Genomic DNA, 16,554 nt, shown 5'->3' on the forward strand with positions numbered 1-16,554 from the left:
CCGCTATCTGTTCTCGAAGCGGTTGTAGTCGAGGATGCCGGCGTCGAGCGCCTGATCTTTCAGGTAGCGGTCGATCAATGCGTCGCTGAAAGCCCAGAAGTCGGGGTTGGTGCGGCGCACGGCCCAACGCCTGGCGAAGGCCGAGTAGTCGGCTTCGGAACGAAGCTGGCGGAGCGCCGCAGTCATTTCCGGCAGCTCGGCGACCGTCGCGCGGTAGAAGGCATTGGGATAGCTGCCGATCACGCCGGGCACCAGGGTCAGCGTGTCCTCGTCAGGCCGCAATTCACGACGTTCTCCGAGCAGGTGCGACACGCTGGCATGCGCGGTATTGCGCAGCAGGCTGAAGGTGGAGTTGTCGCCCTTCGGTGTCTCGACCACCAGGAGCGAACTTTCTGGCAGCCATTGCAGTGCTGCGCCATCGACACGCTCCAGTTCGTGCAGGGGTGCGCTGAGCGACGGTGTGACGTGACGATCGATGTCGAAGCGCGTGGCGAGCACCGGTTCGAGCCTGGTCTTCATCAAGCCGAGCAACTCACGCTTGGGGTCGGCCGTTGCGAAGCGTATGCCGCTCTCCACAGCCAGCGTCGTCGCCGGGCCACCATAGACCTGCTCGCGCGTGGCGACGCTGTCGCCGCGATACCACTGGTCCCGCGTGGCGACTCGCTGCGACTGGGGCAACAGCGCGATGAAGTTGAACTCGCCCTCCATGCGCAGGAAATCCATGTAGAGCCGCGAATTGAGCTGATGCCCGACGTTGCCGTAGACGTCGTAGTTGGCAACCAGCAGGTAGTGAATACGCTCCAGCAGCGGATAGCCGATCACCCATGCTGTCTTGGGCGAGTCGCCCACCATGCCCTTCACCACGCTGGCGCTGTCGAAATGCCGGAAGACCGTGAGCGCAGCGTTGGGGTTGCGGCCTTCGCCGTCCCAGATCAGGCGCAGGTCCAGGCTCCGCGAGCCCTGCAGCGCCTGCGCGAGGAAATCGGTCTTGGCCTTCAGGTATTCGTTCTCGAGCTTCGCGTAGTGCAGCCAGGGGATCAGGACTTCGGTGTTGCTGCTGCCCGTCGGCAGGCGCAGCAGGTTGGCATCGCTCGCCAGCAGCTTCGACTGCATCGCGTCGAAATCGTTGGTCGGCGCCAGGAAGACGACCCAGAAGCGGTCCTCGATGACATCGAGCGCCATCTGGCCGCGGCACACCGGCCCCTTGATGAAGCCCATGATCGTGAACTCGGCCTCGTCGAGCATGAAGCGGTAGCGCGCGCCGACCGGCAAGGCCGCAAAGGTCGAGAAAGGATTGGCCGTCGTGTCCGCGCTGTAGCCGGGCAAGCGCTCCACCGCATACGGCGCATCGAGGAACAGCGCCCGCCAGCGCGCCATCCGCTGCGCGCCCAGCACATAGGGCATGTGCGTCTTGGCGACGATGGTCTCGCGCTCCGGCACGAGCCGGTAGTACACGCGCTCCACGCCGGGATCGTCGACGGGCCGACGGGTCGCGATCAGCTGCAGCGGTAGCCCGGGCGGCGTGGACGAGCGCACCAGCTTGAAGTACTGGCGCTGCGGATCGTCGTCGAAGTACAGGTGGGCCAGAAACAGGTGCTCGTAGGCGTAGCGGCTGAAGAGACGCTCCTTGAGCGAATCGCCATTGAAGAAGCGCTCCCACTGCGCGATGCGCTGCGTCGCCAGCGGCGTCGGCGCGACCGGGCCTTCATAGGGGGAGCCCTGCTCCAGCCATCGCGTGAGCACGCCATGCTCGGCGGCGCTCAGCCCCGGCAATCCGAAGGGCATGCCGCCCTGGGGCGATGCGCGCTCGTAGTGGTCGATCTCCGCGCCGGCCGGGCACATCGCCGAGCGGCCGATGGAGAAATCCAGCCCACCGCCCACGACGCCTTCCGTCGGCAACGGATGCTGCTGCTTGAGCACCAGCAAGCGGTGCATCAGCCCGGCGGTCCGGTTCGCCTCCAGGGTGGGCGCATGCTCGTTGAACACCGGGAAGAAGTCGCGAGCCCGCCACTCCGACGGCTTGTCGGCATCGACGAAAAGACGGGACGGCGTCGCGGCGATGAGACGGCTGGCGTCGTACACAGGCGTCTTGCTCGCGCCGCGCGCCAGGCCTTCCCAACTGGTGGTCTTGAGCTGGCAAGGCCCGTCGTAGCAGGCGTGGCACACCACGCAACGACGGTCGAGGATGGGCTGGATGGTCTGCGCATACGACTGCCCCGCTGGCGGTGCAACGGGATGATCGAAGCGCTGCGGGTCGGCCGGGCCGAACAGGTCGTCAAAGCGCTGAGTGGCGATCGTGGTGCAGGCGGCGATCAGGACGACGACGGTGATCAATGACGCGACACGACGCATGCGAACGGCCTTCGATTGCGGGAGTGGATCACGCACTGTACCCGGAGGGCCGCAAGGAAAACGGCCGCCTCCCCGGAGGAAAGGCGGCCGTCGGAACGGGCGTCAGACGCCGGCTTCAGATATCCCTGGCCTCCGAAGTCGCTTCCGGTGCTGCAATCGACTTGCATGAGCCCGGCAGGTACTTTGGCGGCAGGGGGCTCGCTACCGCCGGGCCGCACCGCCACTCCGTGATGACCTTGCCGCCATCCTCCGACGGTTTGAACGCCCTGGCGCCGACAAACGGAACCATCGACACCGCGTTCCTCAAGCCGGTCGAATCGCCACCCAGGTTGACGTGGTTCGCAATCACGGTGATGACGCCGTTGGCATCGGTATCGACCTTCGTGACGTATTTGGTCGCGCTCTCGCCTCCGACCGAGCATGAGCCATTGAGACGGGCCCCCATGTCCTTGTCCGGAGACGTCGATACGGCTTCCGAGACGGCGGTCCGACACGCCGATGCGGCAAGAAGAACCTCGGACACCTTTGCGCGAATCGCATAGTCTTGATAGGCGGGCAAGGCGACCGCCGCCAGGATGCCGATGATCGCGACAACGATCATCAGTTCGATCAGCGTGAAGCCCCTTTGGGCCCGACGAACAGCATTTTTCATTTGCATACCTCAGTTGATTGAAGAACTCAGGCACCTCCCTGAGTGCGGACTCGTCCGCAGCAAATGTGCCGGGCGCAGCACCGTGTCAAAGTCGTCATCCGCCCGTGCCGCCGTGGCTTCTGGCACACGGTGTGTGTGTCATGGCACGGGGTAGCGGTGCCAACCCGACCTAGGCCATCCGACGCGCCAGAAGGCCTGTGCGCAGCGCGCGCATCTGCTCCTGCGCAATGACATGGCCGTGTGCCGCAGCCTCGGCCAGCCACCGGATCGCCATGTTCTCGTCCTTCGCAACGCCTTCGCCCGAGAGATGGCAGCAAGCGAGGCGCTGCATGGCGTTGGGATGGTTCTGTTCCGCGGCAAGCTCCAGCCAATAGCGACCGATCTCGTGCTTGCCGATCGCAAGGAACATCTGGCCGACGTCGTCCTGGGCATCGGCATCGCCAGCGTCGGCAAGAACAAGCAAGGACCTGTCTTCGGCCGACAGGGAAATGCCGAGCAGTCCCACAACGTCTTCCAGAGACACCCTGGCTCGTCCGCGCGCGTCGGGGTCGGACTTCCGCACCACGCCCTCCTCGATGCGACGCCACCAGGTGCGCTGGCTGCGTCCCGTCATCGCGATGGCGGACTGGATGCTGATTGCGGCGTCGTCCGTGTTCGCGCGGTCGACCATGATTCCGGGTGCCATGAGTATTCCTTCCCTTCGGCAACAACGCAGGATTGCGCGGCCGCGCTCACTCTATGAGGGGAAAACTCGGCAAACCATAAGAAACGTCTTATTCGACGCTCACCACACTTGAGCAACTCACAGTAGGTCTCGCCATGGCGCCACGCCTTGAGTTCGTCGTCGGCAATTGCCTTGAACCCTTCTCGCCACAACAATGACCGGGCGGGGTCGCATTGCGCTTTTCGAGCAGCAATTGCAGGCGTTGACTTCCGATGGCACAGGCTACCGGGCAGTGGTGATCGCTCAACGACCTAGTCATGCGGGATTCACTCTCGTCCTCAAAGCTAGTGATGACCGATTGCAGCGAACCGCACACCATCGATTCCGCAGTGAAACAAGGGGTGTCGTACTCGCGAAGTACAAGCTGACAACAGAATGTGCTGCTAGGCGAGCAACACGCGTCCTTGTCCTGCGTGATCGAAGTCAACCAATCTTCGGAGGTCCCTCATGCCCAAAAGAAGTGCATTTCAACAGCAAGTCGTCGAGACACTCTTAGAAAGCAAGGCCATCAATCTGGATGCTGTGGGTGCAACGGTAAGCAAGCTAGGAGAACGCGCGCTCGTTAGTGGTGAGCCACTGGTGACCCTGATCAATCGCAACTGCTTTTGGTGCTGCGGTTGGCCTGGCCCCGAGATCGGCATTGGCCGGATTGGTGCTCAAGTTCCGCGCGATATTGGGCAGTAGCCGCCCTCACCCGTAGAGGGATTCATCCCAGGACAGGGCGAACCTGGAGACGCCATGGGACAGTTCTGGGACCGACGAGATCTCATTCGACGAATCTACCAGGCGTTGGACATCGCGGGGCGTGCCGTGGAGGTTGTCACCAATCGCCAGTCGCGAACGCAAGCTGGAGAACGAGCATCGCCGAACCTCATTCCGAGGGAGGATCTGGAGCTCCAGTCGAGGCCCTTGATCGCGGAAAAGGTGCTTACCGAGGCATCCATGCTTCTGCGAACTGTTGTCTGCTTGCGTGAGTCCGACACGGCCGTCGCGCAAGCCGTCGACAAGTTGGCTCACAGGATCGCTCCCTACGCTCGCAGCGAGTCGGTCATGGTAGCGCTGTGCCGAGAGCCGGCTTTCGCGCTCGACCATGCGGCGGCCCACATTCACCTCGTCGATCTCGGCTACTCAAACGAAGCGATCGACCGCCTGCTCAAGGAGATTCTCAACGGAGAAGACACAGGAAGGCCGGAGCGCCTGCCCGGACAGGATCTGGAGCATGAATGGCTCAAGGAGGTTTGGTCCGGCGGGCGCATGAACGCCGAAACACATCGTGATCTCGTCGCGCGCACGTGCATGGCCCGTCGCATCGATTCCCTGGGGGCCTCAAGCTTTGATCTCTATGCCTTCACCCACGTTGTGCTTCATGCGAGTGATATGGGACGGCATCCCGTCCAGTTGCCGCGCCCGATAGCGGAGATCGAGGAGGACGCAGATGCCGCCGTTGCCGCGGCCGTTGACGCCGACAACCTCGACCTGACTGCCGAGTTGCTGTGGACTTGGCCCATGCTCGGTCTTCCATGGAGTCCGGTCGCGACTTTTGGCTTTGGGGTCCTGGCTTCGGCGCAGGATGAACTGGGATTCGTTCCGGGACCGGAATACTCGGTGCCCAACTGCAAACTTTTGCCGCCGCTCCTGCATGAGGAATACATGCTTCGCACGTCCTATCACGCAAACATCGTCATGGGATTCCTCTGCGCGACCGCACTCCAACTGGGCAGGAGTCCGCCGGCCTCGGTCGCCCCGCTGGCTGCGGTGAGCGGCGTGATTGATCGCATCACTCCCTTGCTTGACGCTCGAACTCGAGAGCCTCGCTGGGTCGCTGCGTTCTCGAGGCTGGATTCCACGCAACGCGAAGCACTGTCCAGCTTCGCGCTCACGCTTGCACTGCGTCGTGCCGCGTCCGTTCACAAGATGAGTCTGGTTCGAGAGTGCCTGAGGATTGGACTGCAATGCGGTCTTGATGATGGGCCAGCCTTTCGGCAGAGCCTCGCCCTGCTGCGCCGCGCCACGACGCTAGGCTGCCTGGGCGTTGGCGGACATCAGCATCAGACGAACGCATTGGCGTGAGGTGCGCTACCCGTCTCGGCGCCGCCACCGCTTCCTAGTCGCGTGAGCTCACCGCACCGCCTCCATCTTCGTCACGACGATTTTTCCGTCCACCATCTCGGCCCTGAACCGGACCTTGTCGCCCGCCTGCACCGCGTCGAGCATCGCGTCGTCGCCGACCTTGAACACCATGGTCATGCCAGGCATGTCGAGGTTGTTCAAGGGCCCATGCTTCAGCGTGATCCTGGCGTTCTCCTTGTCGACCTTGCGCACCTCGCCATTGCTGAGTTCGTCGGTGACGGACTGCGCATGGGCCAGGCCGGCCAGCGCGACGACGCCCGCGAGAAGTGCATTTCGAAAACCGAGCATCTGAATTTCCTTTTTTTAATGGATCAATGACCTGAATGCCCGCGCGGCTTGCGGACCTGTACCTCGACGTTGGAGTCCGGCATGTTCTGCGGCGGCATCGCCGATGGCCCCGCACCTCGCGCATGCGGCGCCCTGGCAAGGGGTTCGGCCAGTTCGTGAGCGACCGTGCCCGGCGGGTGCCTGAACCAGCCGGGGTTCGAGTAGTCGCCGGCCTTCTGCCCCTTGCGCACCTTGACGACACTGAACATGCCGCCCATCTCGACCGACCCGAACGGGCCTTCGCCGCTCATCATCGGCACGGTGTTGTCGGGCAGGGGCATCGACATCTCGCTCATGTCGCCCATGCCGCGCTCGCCCATCACCATGTAGTCGGGGATGAGTCGGGTGATCTTGCCAACCACGTCGCGGTGGTCCACGCCGATCATGGTGGGCACGTCATGGCCCATGGCATTCATCGTGTGGTGGCTCTTGTGGCAATGGAACGCCCAGTCGCCCTCCTCGTCCGCGACGAACTCGACCTGCCGCATCTGGCCGACGCCGACGTCGGTCGTCACCTCGGGCCAGCGCGCGCCCTTCGGCTTCGGGCCGCCGTCGGTGCCGGTGACGACGAACTCGTGGCCGTGCAGATGCATCGGATGGTTCGTCATCGTGAGGTTGCCGAAACGGATGCGGACCTTGTCGTTGTGCCGCACGTTGAGCGAATCGATGCCCGGGAAGATGCGGCTGTTCCACGACCAGAGGTTGAAGTCCAGCATCGTCATGATCTTCGGCGTCGCGCTGCCCGGCTCGATGTCGTAGGCATTGAGCAGGAAGACGAAGTCGCGGTCGACCTCGTCGATCAGCGGATGCGCAACCTTCGGGTGCGTCACCCAGAAGCCCATCATGCCCATCGCCATCTGCGCCATCTCGTCCGCGTGCGGGTGGTACATGAAGGTGCCCGGCCGGCGCGCCTTGAATTCATAGACGAAGGTCTTGCCGGGCGCGATGGCCGGCTGCGTGAGGCCCGAGACGCCATCCATGCCGTTGGGCAGCCGCTGGCCATGCCAGTGGATGCTGGTGTGCTCGGGCAGCTTGTTGGTGACGAAGATGCGCACGCGGTCGCCCTCCACCACCTCGATCGTCGGTCCGGGCGACTGGCCGTTGTAGCCCCACAAGTGCGCCTTGAAGCCCGGCGCCATCTCGCGGACGACCGGCTCGGCCACGAGGTGGAATTCCTTGACGCCGCCGTTCATGCGGCACGGCAGCGTCCAGCCGTTCAAGGTGACGACGGGGTTGTACGGCCGGCCGCTCGATGGCGGCAGCGGGGGCATGGTGTCGGGCCTGGTTTGCAGCACGGGCTCGGGCAAGGCGGCCATCGCCACCCTGGAAACCGTCGCGGCTGCGATCGCGCCGGTGATGGCGCCGGCAGCGCCCAGGAAATTGCGTCTGTGCGTCATGGTCTTCAATGGGCGGTGGGCTTGCCGATGACCGATGCGGCCAACGCGGCATCGGCAAGCCAGAACTGTTGCTGGGCGTCGATGGCAGCCATGACGCTCGTGATCTGCTCGCGTGTCTCGGCGAGGAGTTCGAACACGCCGATCAGCATGCCGTTGTAGCGAAGCATGTTTTCCTCGGCCATGGTCTGGCGCAGCGGCACGATCTCGTCGCGGTAGTGCCGCGCAATGTCATAGGCGGTGCGGTAGGCGGAGTAGCCTTCGCGCAGTTGCGAGCTGGCGCCGCGCACGGTCGCGTCGTAACGGTGGGCGGCGGCGAGCGCCTGCGCATTCATCGCATCGCGCTGCGCTGACCCCCAGTCGAAGAGCGGCAGGCGGATGTCGAGTTCGTACCCGTTGCGATTGGCCTTGCCGCCGTTTGCGAAGAGCGTGTCGTGCCGCGCGCCGGCCTCGATGTCGATGACGGTCGGCAGCAGGTTCAAGCCCTGCGACTTTCCGGCCACGTCGAGTTGCGCGCGCGCGAGCCTTACATCGAGCCGCTGGTCGTTCGCCGCCGCCGCCACGTCGCTGGCATCGCGTGGTGCCTTCGGCAGGTCGGGCAGGCGCTCCGGCAGCTTCAGCTTCGCCGCCTGCGCGTCGTCCAGGCCGAGCAAGCGGACAAGCTCTTCGCGGGCAGCCCCCGTCGCGTGCTGCGCGGACGCCAGTTGCGTGGTCGCATCCGCATAGAACACCTGCTGCCGTGCGCGCTGGAGCTTGCTGAAGTTTCCGACCTGTTGCATGCGGCGGGCCAATTCCGCACTGGCCTGCGCGGCCTCGTTGACCTGCACGGCGTAGCGAAGCGATTGCTGCGCCGCCACCGCGCGAACCCAGGCCCGGCGCACCTGCGTCACCTGGTCGACGACCGTGGAGGCGAGCTGCACCTTGACCTGCGCCGACTGGCTCTTCGACAGTGCCATCCGTTGCGGCAGCAGGATGAGGTCCACCAGTCCGAAGGACAACAGGCGCCCCAGTTCAAGCTCGTCGCCGAGCCGCATGCGCTCGAATCTGAAGATCGGGTTCGGGAGCCGTCCACCCTGGTTGGCTGCCGCGACGTCGGCCCAGCTCTGCGCCAGCAGCGCCTGAACGGCCGGACTGTTGGCAAGTGCGACCCGGACCGCATCGCTTTCAGAAAGAGGCCGCGACAGCAAATCGTCCGTCAGTGCCGCGCGGGCCTCGCGCTGTTCGTCGCTGCGGCTGAGTTCCAGCTTGCCAGCGGTGAACTGCGATGTGCTGGCGTTCGTCTCGTCGAGCACCTCGTCGATGCCGACGGAGGCACAGCCGGAGAGCAGCAGCGCCACGGCCAACGCGCTCATGCCGGTCGCTCGCATCACCGATGCTCCTCGTGCGTCGGCATGGCGTGCCCTGCGTGCGGATCAGCGTCGTGCGATGGCGCTGCCATGTCGCCGGGACCCTGCGCTTCCCTGGCATAGGCGCGCCAGCCGCCTCGGTTGTAGGCCGTGTCGTTGGCCACTTTCCAGGGGATGGGTTTCTCGTCGGCGAACGGCCGATAGCCATCCAGCGCCGAGCGATATGTCAATGCAGGCGGCGTGCCGCCCACTCCCGTCGAAGCGGGAGTCGAAGGCGACTGCGCCACGGCGGCGCCCACCGCCAATGCGGGCAATGCAGCCAGCCATCGGGCCGGCAAAGAAGGAAACATGGAATCCTCGCGATGTTCATGAACGGAGCGACGTCAGCGGACCCGCAAGGGTTCGGACGGCGAGCGATGCATGGCGCGTCGAAGCACACCGGCAGCCGAAGCGGCCGGTGGTACGACGCGACTAGGCGCGAGGTGGTTTGTCGGGAACGCGGGACGCGAACCTTGCCTTCGCGCTGGCCGGTTCGGCCAGGTCGGCTTGCGGCAAGACGTGGGCCGGTGCGACCTGCGCGTCGGTCGTCAGCGCAACGGCATGGCACGAGACACAGGTGGAGCACTTGTGCGAGGTGTCGGAATGCGCGTGGGAAGTTTTCGCGCTGCTGCCTTCATCGGCATGCGAGGCAGCATCGTGATGGTGGACGGCGTGCTCATGCGACCCGGCATGCGCGGAAGGACCGGCATGCGATGCCGCCATCGCCACCTCCATCACGGGCTCGGGCGTTCCGCAGAGCGCCATCGACGCCGCTGCATACCCCTGGAAGGGTACGGCAAGCATCATCAGCCACAGCAGGAACACGCGAACGCGGGACATCGCGTGATTCTATCGGCCGCTCAATGCCCGATCACTGGATCACCTTGTCCGCGCGATTCATCACCGAGCGCGGGATCGTGAAGCCGAGCCGCTTGGCGGTGTTGAGATTGATCAGCAGCTCGAACTTGGTGGGCTGTTCGATCGGGAGGTCGGCGGGCTTCGCGCCTTTCAGGATCCGGTCGACGTAGCGTGCGCCATCCTTGCCCTCGTTGCCGTAGCCGGGTCCATAAGCCATCAGGCACCCGTTTTCCGCGTAGTCGCTCCGGGCGCAGATGGTCGGCAAACCGTTCTGGACGGCCAGGTCCGCAATCAGCTTCTGGTTGGAATTCGCAACCGGATTCAAGGTCACCCACACCGCCGTGGCGCGCGCCTTGACGGCATCCTTGAATGCTTGCGCATAGCTCTCGGCGCTGCTGGCCTCCATCGAATAAAGCTGGAGTCCCAGTTTCCCCGCCGGCACCTGGCTGGCTTCCCACTGCGGGATGGAGCCGGGCGCATGCGGGTCCCACAGCACGGCCACACGGACCGCCTTGGGGTCCGTCTCCTTCAGGAGTTCGAGCCGCTTGCCCGTGAGGATGGCCGCGACGTTGGTGACGCCCGTGCTGTTCCCGCCGGGCCGCGCAAGGCTTTCGGCCAACCCGGTGGTGATCGGGTCGGTGACGCCCATGAAGACGATGGGCACCGTCGAGGTCGTCTTCTTGGCCGCCTGCGCCGCGTTGGTCGTCACCGCAACGAGCACGTCGATGTCCATGCGGACCAGTTCCTCGGCGAGCATGGGGAGTCGCTGCAGATCCTGGCTTTCATGGCGGTAGTCGATGAGGATGTTCTGTCCTTCGACATAGCCAAGATCGCGGAGGCCTTTCCTGAACGCTTCGAGGCGAGGTGCATCGGCGGCCGCCGAGACGGCAGCCAGGTAACCCAGGCGCGGGACCTTCTTCGCCTGCTGGGCAAGCGCCGGGGAGCCGGCCACCAGCAAGGCGCCCAATAGAAGGCCCAGGATCTTGCTGCGCATCGAAGTCCTCCTTGTCGCCAGCAGCCGCACCAGCGGATTTTGCGCCGCTTCCGGTGCGGCGCCCGTGTGCATGCGCGGTATCGGGTCGGCCAATAGGCCTAAGCGGCCGGTCTTCCCATCCGGCGTATGGCGATGTCCAATGGATGGTTCATGACGCCCCCGGACTCGTCTCCCGCTTCGCTCTCGGGCGATCTCGCGCCGCCGGCCGGTGGCCGACGCTTCGCGGTGTTGTCGCAGGCGACGCGGGAGGTTCACCGCGGGCGCCTGTTTCGCAAGTACCTGCTGCTCATCCTCTCCCTGGTGACGACCGTGTTGCTGGCCTCCAGCGCGATCGGCCTCTACTTCTCCTACCAGGAGAACAAGACGTCGCTCGCCAGCTTCCAGCATGAAAAAGCGGTCGGCGCGGCCTTGCGCATCGAGCAGTACGTCCAGCAGGTGTCCCAGCAATTGACCTATGCGTCGCTGGCCCAGCTGGACGCCTCCGATCTGGAATCGCGGCGCACGGAGTTCTGGCGCCTGCTGCGCCAGGCTCCGGAGGTGACCGACATCGCACAGCTCGATCGCAAGGGCCGCGAGCAGATCGCGGTGTCGCGGCTGGGCATGGATGTCATGGGCTCCGGCAAGGACCGGTCGGCTGAAGAAGCCTTCCGCAACGCCGTGCCCGATGCAGCGTGGTTCGGCCCGGTCTACTTCAACCGCGACACGGAGCCCTACATGACGGTGGCGATCCGCTCCGGCGGCGAGAAAGGCCCCGTCACCATCGCCGAGCTGAACCTCAAGTTCATCTGGGAGGTCGTGTCGCGCATCCAGATCGGCCAGAAGGGCAAGGCCTATGTCGTCGACAGCAACGGCTTGCTGGTGGCGGACCCGGACATCGGCCTGGTCCTGCGCAAGACCAGCGTGGCCGCGCTGCCGCATGTGCAGGCCGCGGCGGCCGATGGCGCCGTCGAGGACCAGGCGATGGTGTCGCGCGACCTCCACGGCGCCACTGTGCTGACGTCGATGGCGCCGATCAAGTCGCTGGGCTGGAAGGTCTTCGTCGAACAGCCGATTGCCGAGGTGTACGCAAAGCTCAACGCGTCCTTCCTGCGCGCCGCGGTGCTGCTGCTGGCCGGCCTGCTGATCTCGGCACTGGCGGCATCGGTGCTGGCGCGCAACATGGTGCAGCCGATCCGCACGCTGGCCCGGGGAGCGCGTCGCATCGGCGAAGGCGATCTCAACCAGCAGATCGTCGTCAACACGGGCGACGAGCTGGAAGGGCTGGCCAACCAGTTCAACCGCATGTCGGCCCAGCTTCGAGAGCTATACGGCGGTCTGGAGCGCAAGGTGGAACTGCGCACCGCCGAGCTGACGGCGGCGCTCGAATTCCAGACTGCGACGGCGGAGATTCTTCGGGTGCTCAGCCGTTCGCCGACCGATCTGCAACCCGTGCTGCAGGCGGTCGCCGAGCGCTCGGTGCGCCTGTGCCGCGCGCATGGCAGCCGTGTCTGGCTGCCGGAAGGCGACCACCTGCGGGCCATGACCGGCTACCAGGTGGAGACCGGTGCCGAATTGGGCCGCGACGAGCTGCCGCTGAACAGCGCAACGGTGATCGGCCGCGCCTTCGTCGAACGGCGAACAGTGCACGTCGAGGACATCGCGAAGCTCATCAATTCGCGCTACCCCGATTCGCGCGAGGCGCAGACGCGTCTGGGATTCCGGACGGTGCTGGCCGTGCCCATGGTCCGTGAGGGCGCGTCGGTCGGCATCATCGCCGTGCTCCGCACGGAGGTTCAGCCCTTCTCGAACGCCGAAGTCCGCCTCGTCGAGACCTTTGCCGACCAGGCCGTGATCGCGATCCAGAATGCGCGGCTCTTCCAGGAAATCGAGGACAAGAGCCGGCAGCTGGAAGTCGCCAACCACCACAAGTCGGAGTTCCTGGCGAACATGTCGCATGAGTTGCGCACGCCGCTGAACGCCATCATCGGCTTCTCCGAGGTGCTGACCGAGCGGATGTTCGGCGAGGTCAACGCCAAGCAGATGGAATATCTGCAGGACATCCACTCCTCCGGCCAGCATCTGCTGACGCTCATCAACGACGTACTGGACCTCTCGAAGATCGAGGCCGGCCGGATGGAGCTGGACCTGAGCTGCTTCGACCTCGGCCTGTTGCTCGACAACGCCCTCACCCTCGTGCGCGAGCGTGCGCAGCGCAACGGCCTGTCGATGTCGCTGGAGGTCGGCGAAGGGTTGAACGAGTGGGTGGCGGACGCGCGCAAGGTCAAGCAGGTGGTGGTGAACCTGCTGTCCAACGCGGTGAAGTTCACACCGGCCGGCGGGCGCGTGCGGCTGAGTGCGCAGCGCGTCGAGAAGGCCGGCAAGCCGATGGCCGAGGTGAGCGTGGCCGACACCGGCGTCGGCATCGCACCGGAGGACCAGGCGCTGGTGTTCGACGAATTCCGCCAGGCCGGCGGCGACTATCTGCGCAAGGCCGAAGGCACCGGGCTGGGCCTGTCGCTCGCCAAGCGATTCGTGGAGCTGCATGGCGGGACACTGGGCGTCGACAGCCGCCTCGGCGAAGGCGCGACCTTCACCTTCCTGCTGCCGCTGCTGACCCTGGAGGCTGTTGTATGAGCACTATCCTGATCGTCGAGGACAACGAGAAGAACATGAAGCTGGCGCGCGACATCCTCCAGCACAAGGGTCACGTCACGCTGGAAGCCAAGACCGGGGAACAGGGCGTGCGCCTCGCGATCCTGCACCAGCCGGACCTGATCCTCATGGACATCCTGCTGCCCGGTATCGACGGCATCGCCGCCCTCGGCCAGATCCGCGAGCAGCCCGCTCTGGATGCCACGCCCGTCATCGCGATCTCGGCCTCCGTCATGCCGGACGCCCAGCACCACATCGTCAACTCGGGCTTCGACGCATTCCTGACCAAGCCCGTTTCGCTCAAGCCCTTTCTCGAAGTCGTGGATCGGCTGCTCACAGAGGGGCGTTCGAAATGAGCGCCCACATCCTGGTCGTCGACGACGTCGCGCAGAACCTCCGGCTGCTGTCGGACCTGCTGAGTGCGCGCGGCTACCGCACGAGCACCGCGGCGTCCGGCGAGGACGCGCTGACGAGCATCGCCGCCGACCCGCCCGACCTGGTGCTGCTCGACGTGATGATGCCGGGCATGAACGGCTACGACGTGTGCCGCGCCATCCGCGCCGACCCGGCCTGCGCGGTGCTGCCGGTGGTGCTGGTGACCGCGCTCGACCCCGAGCAGGAACGCGTGAAGGGCCTGAACGCCGGCGCGGACGACTTCCTGAGCAAGCCCATCAACCAGGCCGAGCTGATGGCGCGCGTGCGTTCGCTGCTGCGCGTGAAGACGCTGTACGACGAAGTGCAGCGCCAGCGCGCCGAACTGCAGGCGTGGAACGCCACGCTGGAGCAGCGCGTGCAGGAGAGCGTGCAGCAGCTCGAACGCATCGGCCAGCTCAAGCGCTTCTTCTCGCCCCAGCTGGCCGAGGCGATTCTTGCGGGCGGCGCCGACGATCCCCTGCGCAGCCATCGTCGTGAAATCACCGTCGTCTTTCTCGACCTTCGCGGCTTCACCGCCTTCACCGAAACCGCGGAGCCCGAAGAGGTGATGGCCGTGCTGGCGCAGTACCACGCCGCGATGGGGCGGCTGGTGCTGGCCCACGAGGGCACGCTGGAGCGCTTCTCCGGGGACGGCATGATGATCTTCTTCAACGACCCGCAGCCCGTTCCCGACGCACCGGCTCGCGCACTGCGCATGGCCGTCCAGATGCAAGGAGAGATGGCGGCGCTCAGCGGGCAATGGCGCCGGCGCGGCTACGACCTGCACATGGGCATCGGCATCGCCCAGGGCTTCGCGACGCTCGGCGGCATCGGCTTCGACGCGCGCATCGACTATGGCGCCATCGGCACGGTCACCAACCTGGCCGCCCGGCTGTGCGGGGAAGCCGCGGGGGGCGAAATCCTGATCTCGCAGCGCGTTCACGGTGCATTGCAGGATGGGTCACCGGACAGCGGATGGTCGATCCAGGAGGCGGGCGAACTGGAGCTCAAGGGGTTCCAGCGCAAGGTGCCGGCGTGGCGGGTAGTGTGCGTGTCTTAAGGAGAATCCCATGCGTGTGATGGTGATGGTCAAGGCGACCCGGGAATCGGAAGCCGGCGAGATGCCCGACACGGAGCTGCTGGCAGCCATGGGCAAGTTCAACGAGGAACTCTTCAGGGCAGGCGTGCTCCTCGCCGGCGAAGGCCTGCACCCGAGCGCACGGGGCAAACGGGTGCGCTTCTCGGGCAACGATCGGACGGTGATCGACGGCCCCTTCGCAGAGACCAAGGAACTCGTCGCCGGGTTCTGGCTGTGGCAGGTCAAGTCCGTGGAGGAAGCCGTCGAATGGGTCAGACGCTGCCCTAACCCCATGCACGGCGACTCCGAGATCGAGATTCGACCGCTGTTCGAGATCGACGATTTCGGCGCCCAGCTCACGCCCGAGCTGCGGGCCCAGGACGAGCGCCTGCGTGCCGAAGCCGAAAGCGCGGCGAAGAAGAAATCACCCTGAACTAGCGCCAGGCGTTGCCCACCTGGATGTACCAGGTCCCGCCCTCCGGGCCCTTGGCATAGTCCAGTCCGACCCACATCCCGAGCCGCCGGGCAATCTGGTAGCGAAAGCCCGCGCCCCGGCTGATGACATTCTCTGCCTCGCTGAAGCTCGTGTTCTGGCCCCAGGCGCGGCCGGCGCCGACGAAGCCGACCACCGCCCAGCGCGGCGTGAAATTCCAGCGCAGTTCGGTCTCGGCCACCGCCGTTCGCTCGTCCTGGTAGCGCGCCGCGGGTATGCCGCGCATGTCGATGAAGGGCAGCATGTAGAACGGTGTCCGCCCGCTCACGGCGCGGCCGTCCAGCCGGCCGCCGAGCACCAGGCTTTCGGTGATGGGCCAGTAGGCGAACACGTGGCCGCGATAGCTCTCGAAACGCGTGTCGCTGCCGAGGTCCGGGCTGTAGAAGGTCGCATCGAGCGCGCCTGTCCAGCCCTTCGACGGCGTGAAGATGTTGTCGCGCGTGTCGTGCTCCAGGGTCAGGCCCAGGCCCGAAGTGCGCCGCGTGGTCTGGTCGGGACCGAGGCCGGAACGCGGGTCCTGGCTCAGGTCCAGCTTGCTGTTGAGGTCCAGGTAGATCCAGCGAAGGCCCAGCCAGTTGTCGCTCTCGCCGAGGCGGCGCAGCACCTGCTGGCTCGACATCCATCCGTCCAGCGAATAGGCGAGGCTGTGTGCGCCGCCGCCCAGGCCGGTGCCGCCGATGCCGTAGAACGACAGGTTGACGTCGGCGCGGCCGACGCCGCCACGGTAGCGCCAACGGTCCTCGTCGAAGCTCACCATGCCGCCTGCGAAGGCGGCCTTGGTGCCGTTCTCGGTGGCAGCCCCGCCCAGGACGAAGATGTCGGGCGGCGTCATGTGGCCGGTCTCCCTGGCTCTCTCGCCGCTGTCGCGCAACGAGTTGCGTACGAACATCAAGGCCACGCCGCCGCCATAGCCCACGGCGGGTTCGGTGATCACGATCGGAACCGGTAGGAAGCCCTTGCGATCGATGAGCCAGTCCGAAATGTCGAGGTGATGGTCCTGCGAGTCGATGAAGCCTTCCAGAAAGGCGTGGGCCTGCTCGCAAAGCAGGAAAGCGGAAAGGCCCACGGCCGACAATGCACGAAGCGCCCATTCCGCAGTTCGATTCATCGTTTGCACACTCC

The 16,554-nt window shown here is 65.5% G+C and carries 16 protein-coding genes; 6 read left to right on the forward strand and 10 right to left on the reverse strand.

Translation table 11 applies throughout. The features are described from left to right. Window positions 1-3 precede the first annotated feature (3 nt). The 3 genes from QTH90_RS08830 to QTH90_RS08840 form a co-directional block, all read right to left on the reverse strand. Complete coding sequence (locus QTH90_RS08830) at window positions 4-2,352, reverse strand: fatty acid cis/trans isomerase (RefSeq protein ID WP_286664088.1); 2,349 nt, start codon at window positions 2,350-2,352, stop codon at window positions 4-6. A 115-nt stretch (window positions 2,353-2,467) separates the two neighbouring features. Further along, window positions 2,468-3,004 (reverse strand): pilin, encoded by a 537-nt coding sequence (locus QTH90_RS08835; protein WP_286664089.1) that lies wholly within the window; start codon window positions 3,002-3,004, stop codon window positions 2,468-2,470. Window positions 3,005-3,173: 169 nt separating this feature from the next. Then, window positions 3,174-3,689 carry a tetratricopeptide repeat protein gene (locus QTH90_RS08840; protein WP_286664090.1) on the reverse strand — a complete coding sequence of 172 codons (516 nt, stop codon included), beginning with the start codon at window positions 3,687-3,689 and terminating at the stop codon, window positions 3,174-3,176. A gap of 486 nt (window positions 3,690-4,175) precedes the next feature. Between QTH90_RS08840 and QTH90_RS08845 the strand changes: the two genes are divergently transcribed. Beyond that, window positions 4,176-4,412: a hypothetical protein gene (locus QTH90_RS08845; protein ID WP_286664091.1), complete on the forward strand. Its 237-nt coding sequence runs from the start codon at window positions 4,176-4,178 to the stop codon at window positions 4,410-4,412. 54 nt (window positions 4,413-4,466) lie between these two features. Next, window positions 4,467-5,798 carry a DUF6895 family protein gene (locus tag QTH90_RS08850; protein WP_286664092.1) on the forward strand — a complete coding sequence of 444 codons (1,332 nt, stop codon included), beginning with the start codon at window positions 4,467-4,469 and terminating at the stop codon, window positions 5,796-5,798. 48 nt (window positions 5,799-5,846) lie between these two features. Here the strand turns inward: QTH90_RS08850 and QTH90_RS08855 are convergent, their stop codons facing one another. The 6 genes from QTH90_RS08855 to QTH90_RS08880 form a co-directional block, all read right to left on the reverse strand. Continuing rightward, window positions 5,847-6,146 (reverse strand): copper-binding protein, encoded by a 300-nt coding sequence (locus tag QTH90_RS08855; RefSeq protein WP_286664093.1) that lies wholly within the window; start codon window positions 6,144-6,146, stop codon window positions 5,847-5,849. Window positions 6,147-6,169: 23 nt separating this feature from the next. Then, entirely contained in the window at window positions 6,170-7,582 is a 1,413-nt protein-coding gene (locus QTH90_RS08860) for a multicopper oxidase family protein (RefSeq protein ID WP_286664094.1), read from the reverse strand. 5 nt (window positions 7,583-7,587) lie between these two features. Next, the gene (locus QTH90_RS08865; protein ID WP_286664095.1) at window positions 7,588-8,946 is read right to left on the reverse strand and encodes a TolC family protein; all 1,359 of its coding nucleotides are present in this window, start codon (window positions 8,944-8,946) and stop codon (window positions 7,588-7,590) included. Beyond that, a complete protein-coding gene (locus tag QTH90_RS08870) occupies window positions 8,946-9,275 on the reverse strand; it encodes a hypothetical protein (RefSeq protein WP_286664096.1) in 330 nt (109 codons plus the stop codon). The genes QTH90_RS08865 and QTH90_RS08870 overlap by 1 nt, the downstream gene beginning before the upstream one ends. Window positions 9,276-9,396: 121 nt before the next feature. Continuing rightward, complete coding sequence (locus QTH90_RS08875; RefSeq protein WP_286664097.1) at window positions 9,397-9,804, reverse strand: hypothetical protein; 408 nt, start codon at window positions 9,802-9,804, stop codon at window positions 9,397-9,399. Window positions 9,805-9,835: 31 nt separating this feature from the next. Then, a complete protein-coding gene (locus QTH90_RS08880) occupies window positions 9,836-10,816 on the reverse strand; it encodes an ABC transporter substrate-binding protein (RefSeq protein WP_286664098.1) in 981 nt (326 codons plus the stop codon). 150 nt (window positions 10,817-10,966) lie between these two features. Here QTH90_RS08880 and QTH90_RS08885 point away from each other — a divergent pair, with 150 nt between their 5' ends. From QTH90_RS08885 to QTH90_RS08900, 4 genes are read left to right on the forward strand one after another with little or no spacing between them, the layout of a single operon-like run. Continuing rightward, window positions 10,967-13,429, forward strand: a complete 2,463-nt coding sequence (locus QTH90_RS08885) for a sensor histidine kinase (protein ID WP_286664099.1) — start codon at window positions 10,967-10,969, stop codon at window positions 13,427-13,429. Beyond that, window positions 13,426-13,803: a response regulator gene (locus tag QTH90_RS08890; RefSeq protein ID WP_286664100.1), complete on the forward strand. Its 378-nt coding sequence runs from the start codon at window positions 13,426-13,428 to the stop codon at window positions 13,801-13,803. The genes QTH90_RS08885 and QTH90_RS08890 overlap by 4 nt, the downstream gene beginning before the upstream one ends. Further along, a complete protein-coding gene (locus QTH90_RS08895; RefSeq protein ID WP_286664101.1) occupies window positions 13,800-14,921 on the forward strand; it encodes an adenylate/guanylate cyclase domain-containing protein in 1,122 nt (373 codons plus the stop codon). Before QTH90_RS08890 ends, QTH90_RS08895 begins: the two co-directional genes overlap by 4 nt. Before the next feature lie 10 nt (window positions 14,922-14,931). Further along, window positions 14,932-15,372: a YciI family protein gene (locus QTH90_RS08900; protein WP_286664102.1), complete on the forward strand. Its 441-nt coding sequence runs from the start codon at window positions 14,932-14,934 to the stop codon at window positions 15,370-15,372. Between the two features lies 1 nt (window position 15,373). Here the strand turns inward: QTH90_RS08900 and QTH90_RS08905 are convergent, their stop codons facing one another. After that, window positions 15,374-16,540 carry a BamA/TamA family outer membrane protein gene (locus QTH90_RS08905; RefSeq protein ID WP_286664103.1) on the reverse strand — a complete coding sequence of 389 codons (1,167 nt, stop codon included), beginning with the start codon at window positions 16,538-16,540 and terminating at the stop codon, window positions 15,374-15,376. Window positions 16,541-16,554 lie beyond the last annotated feature (14 nt).

Origin of the sequence: Variovorax flavidus (assembly GCF_030317145.1) — a bacterium.
GTDB lineage: Bacteria > Pseudomonadota > Gammaproteobacteria > Burkholderiales > Burkholderiaceae_C > Variovorax > Variovorax flavidus.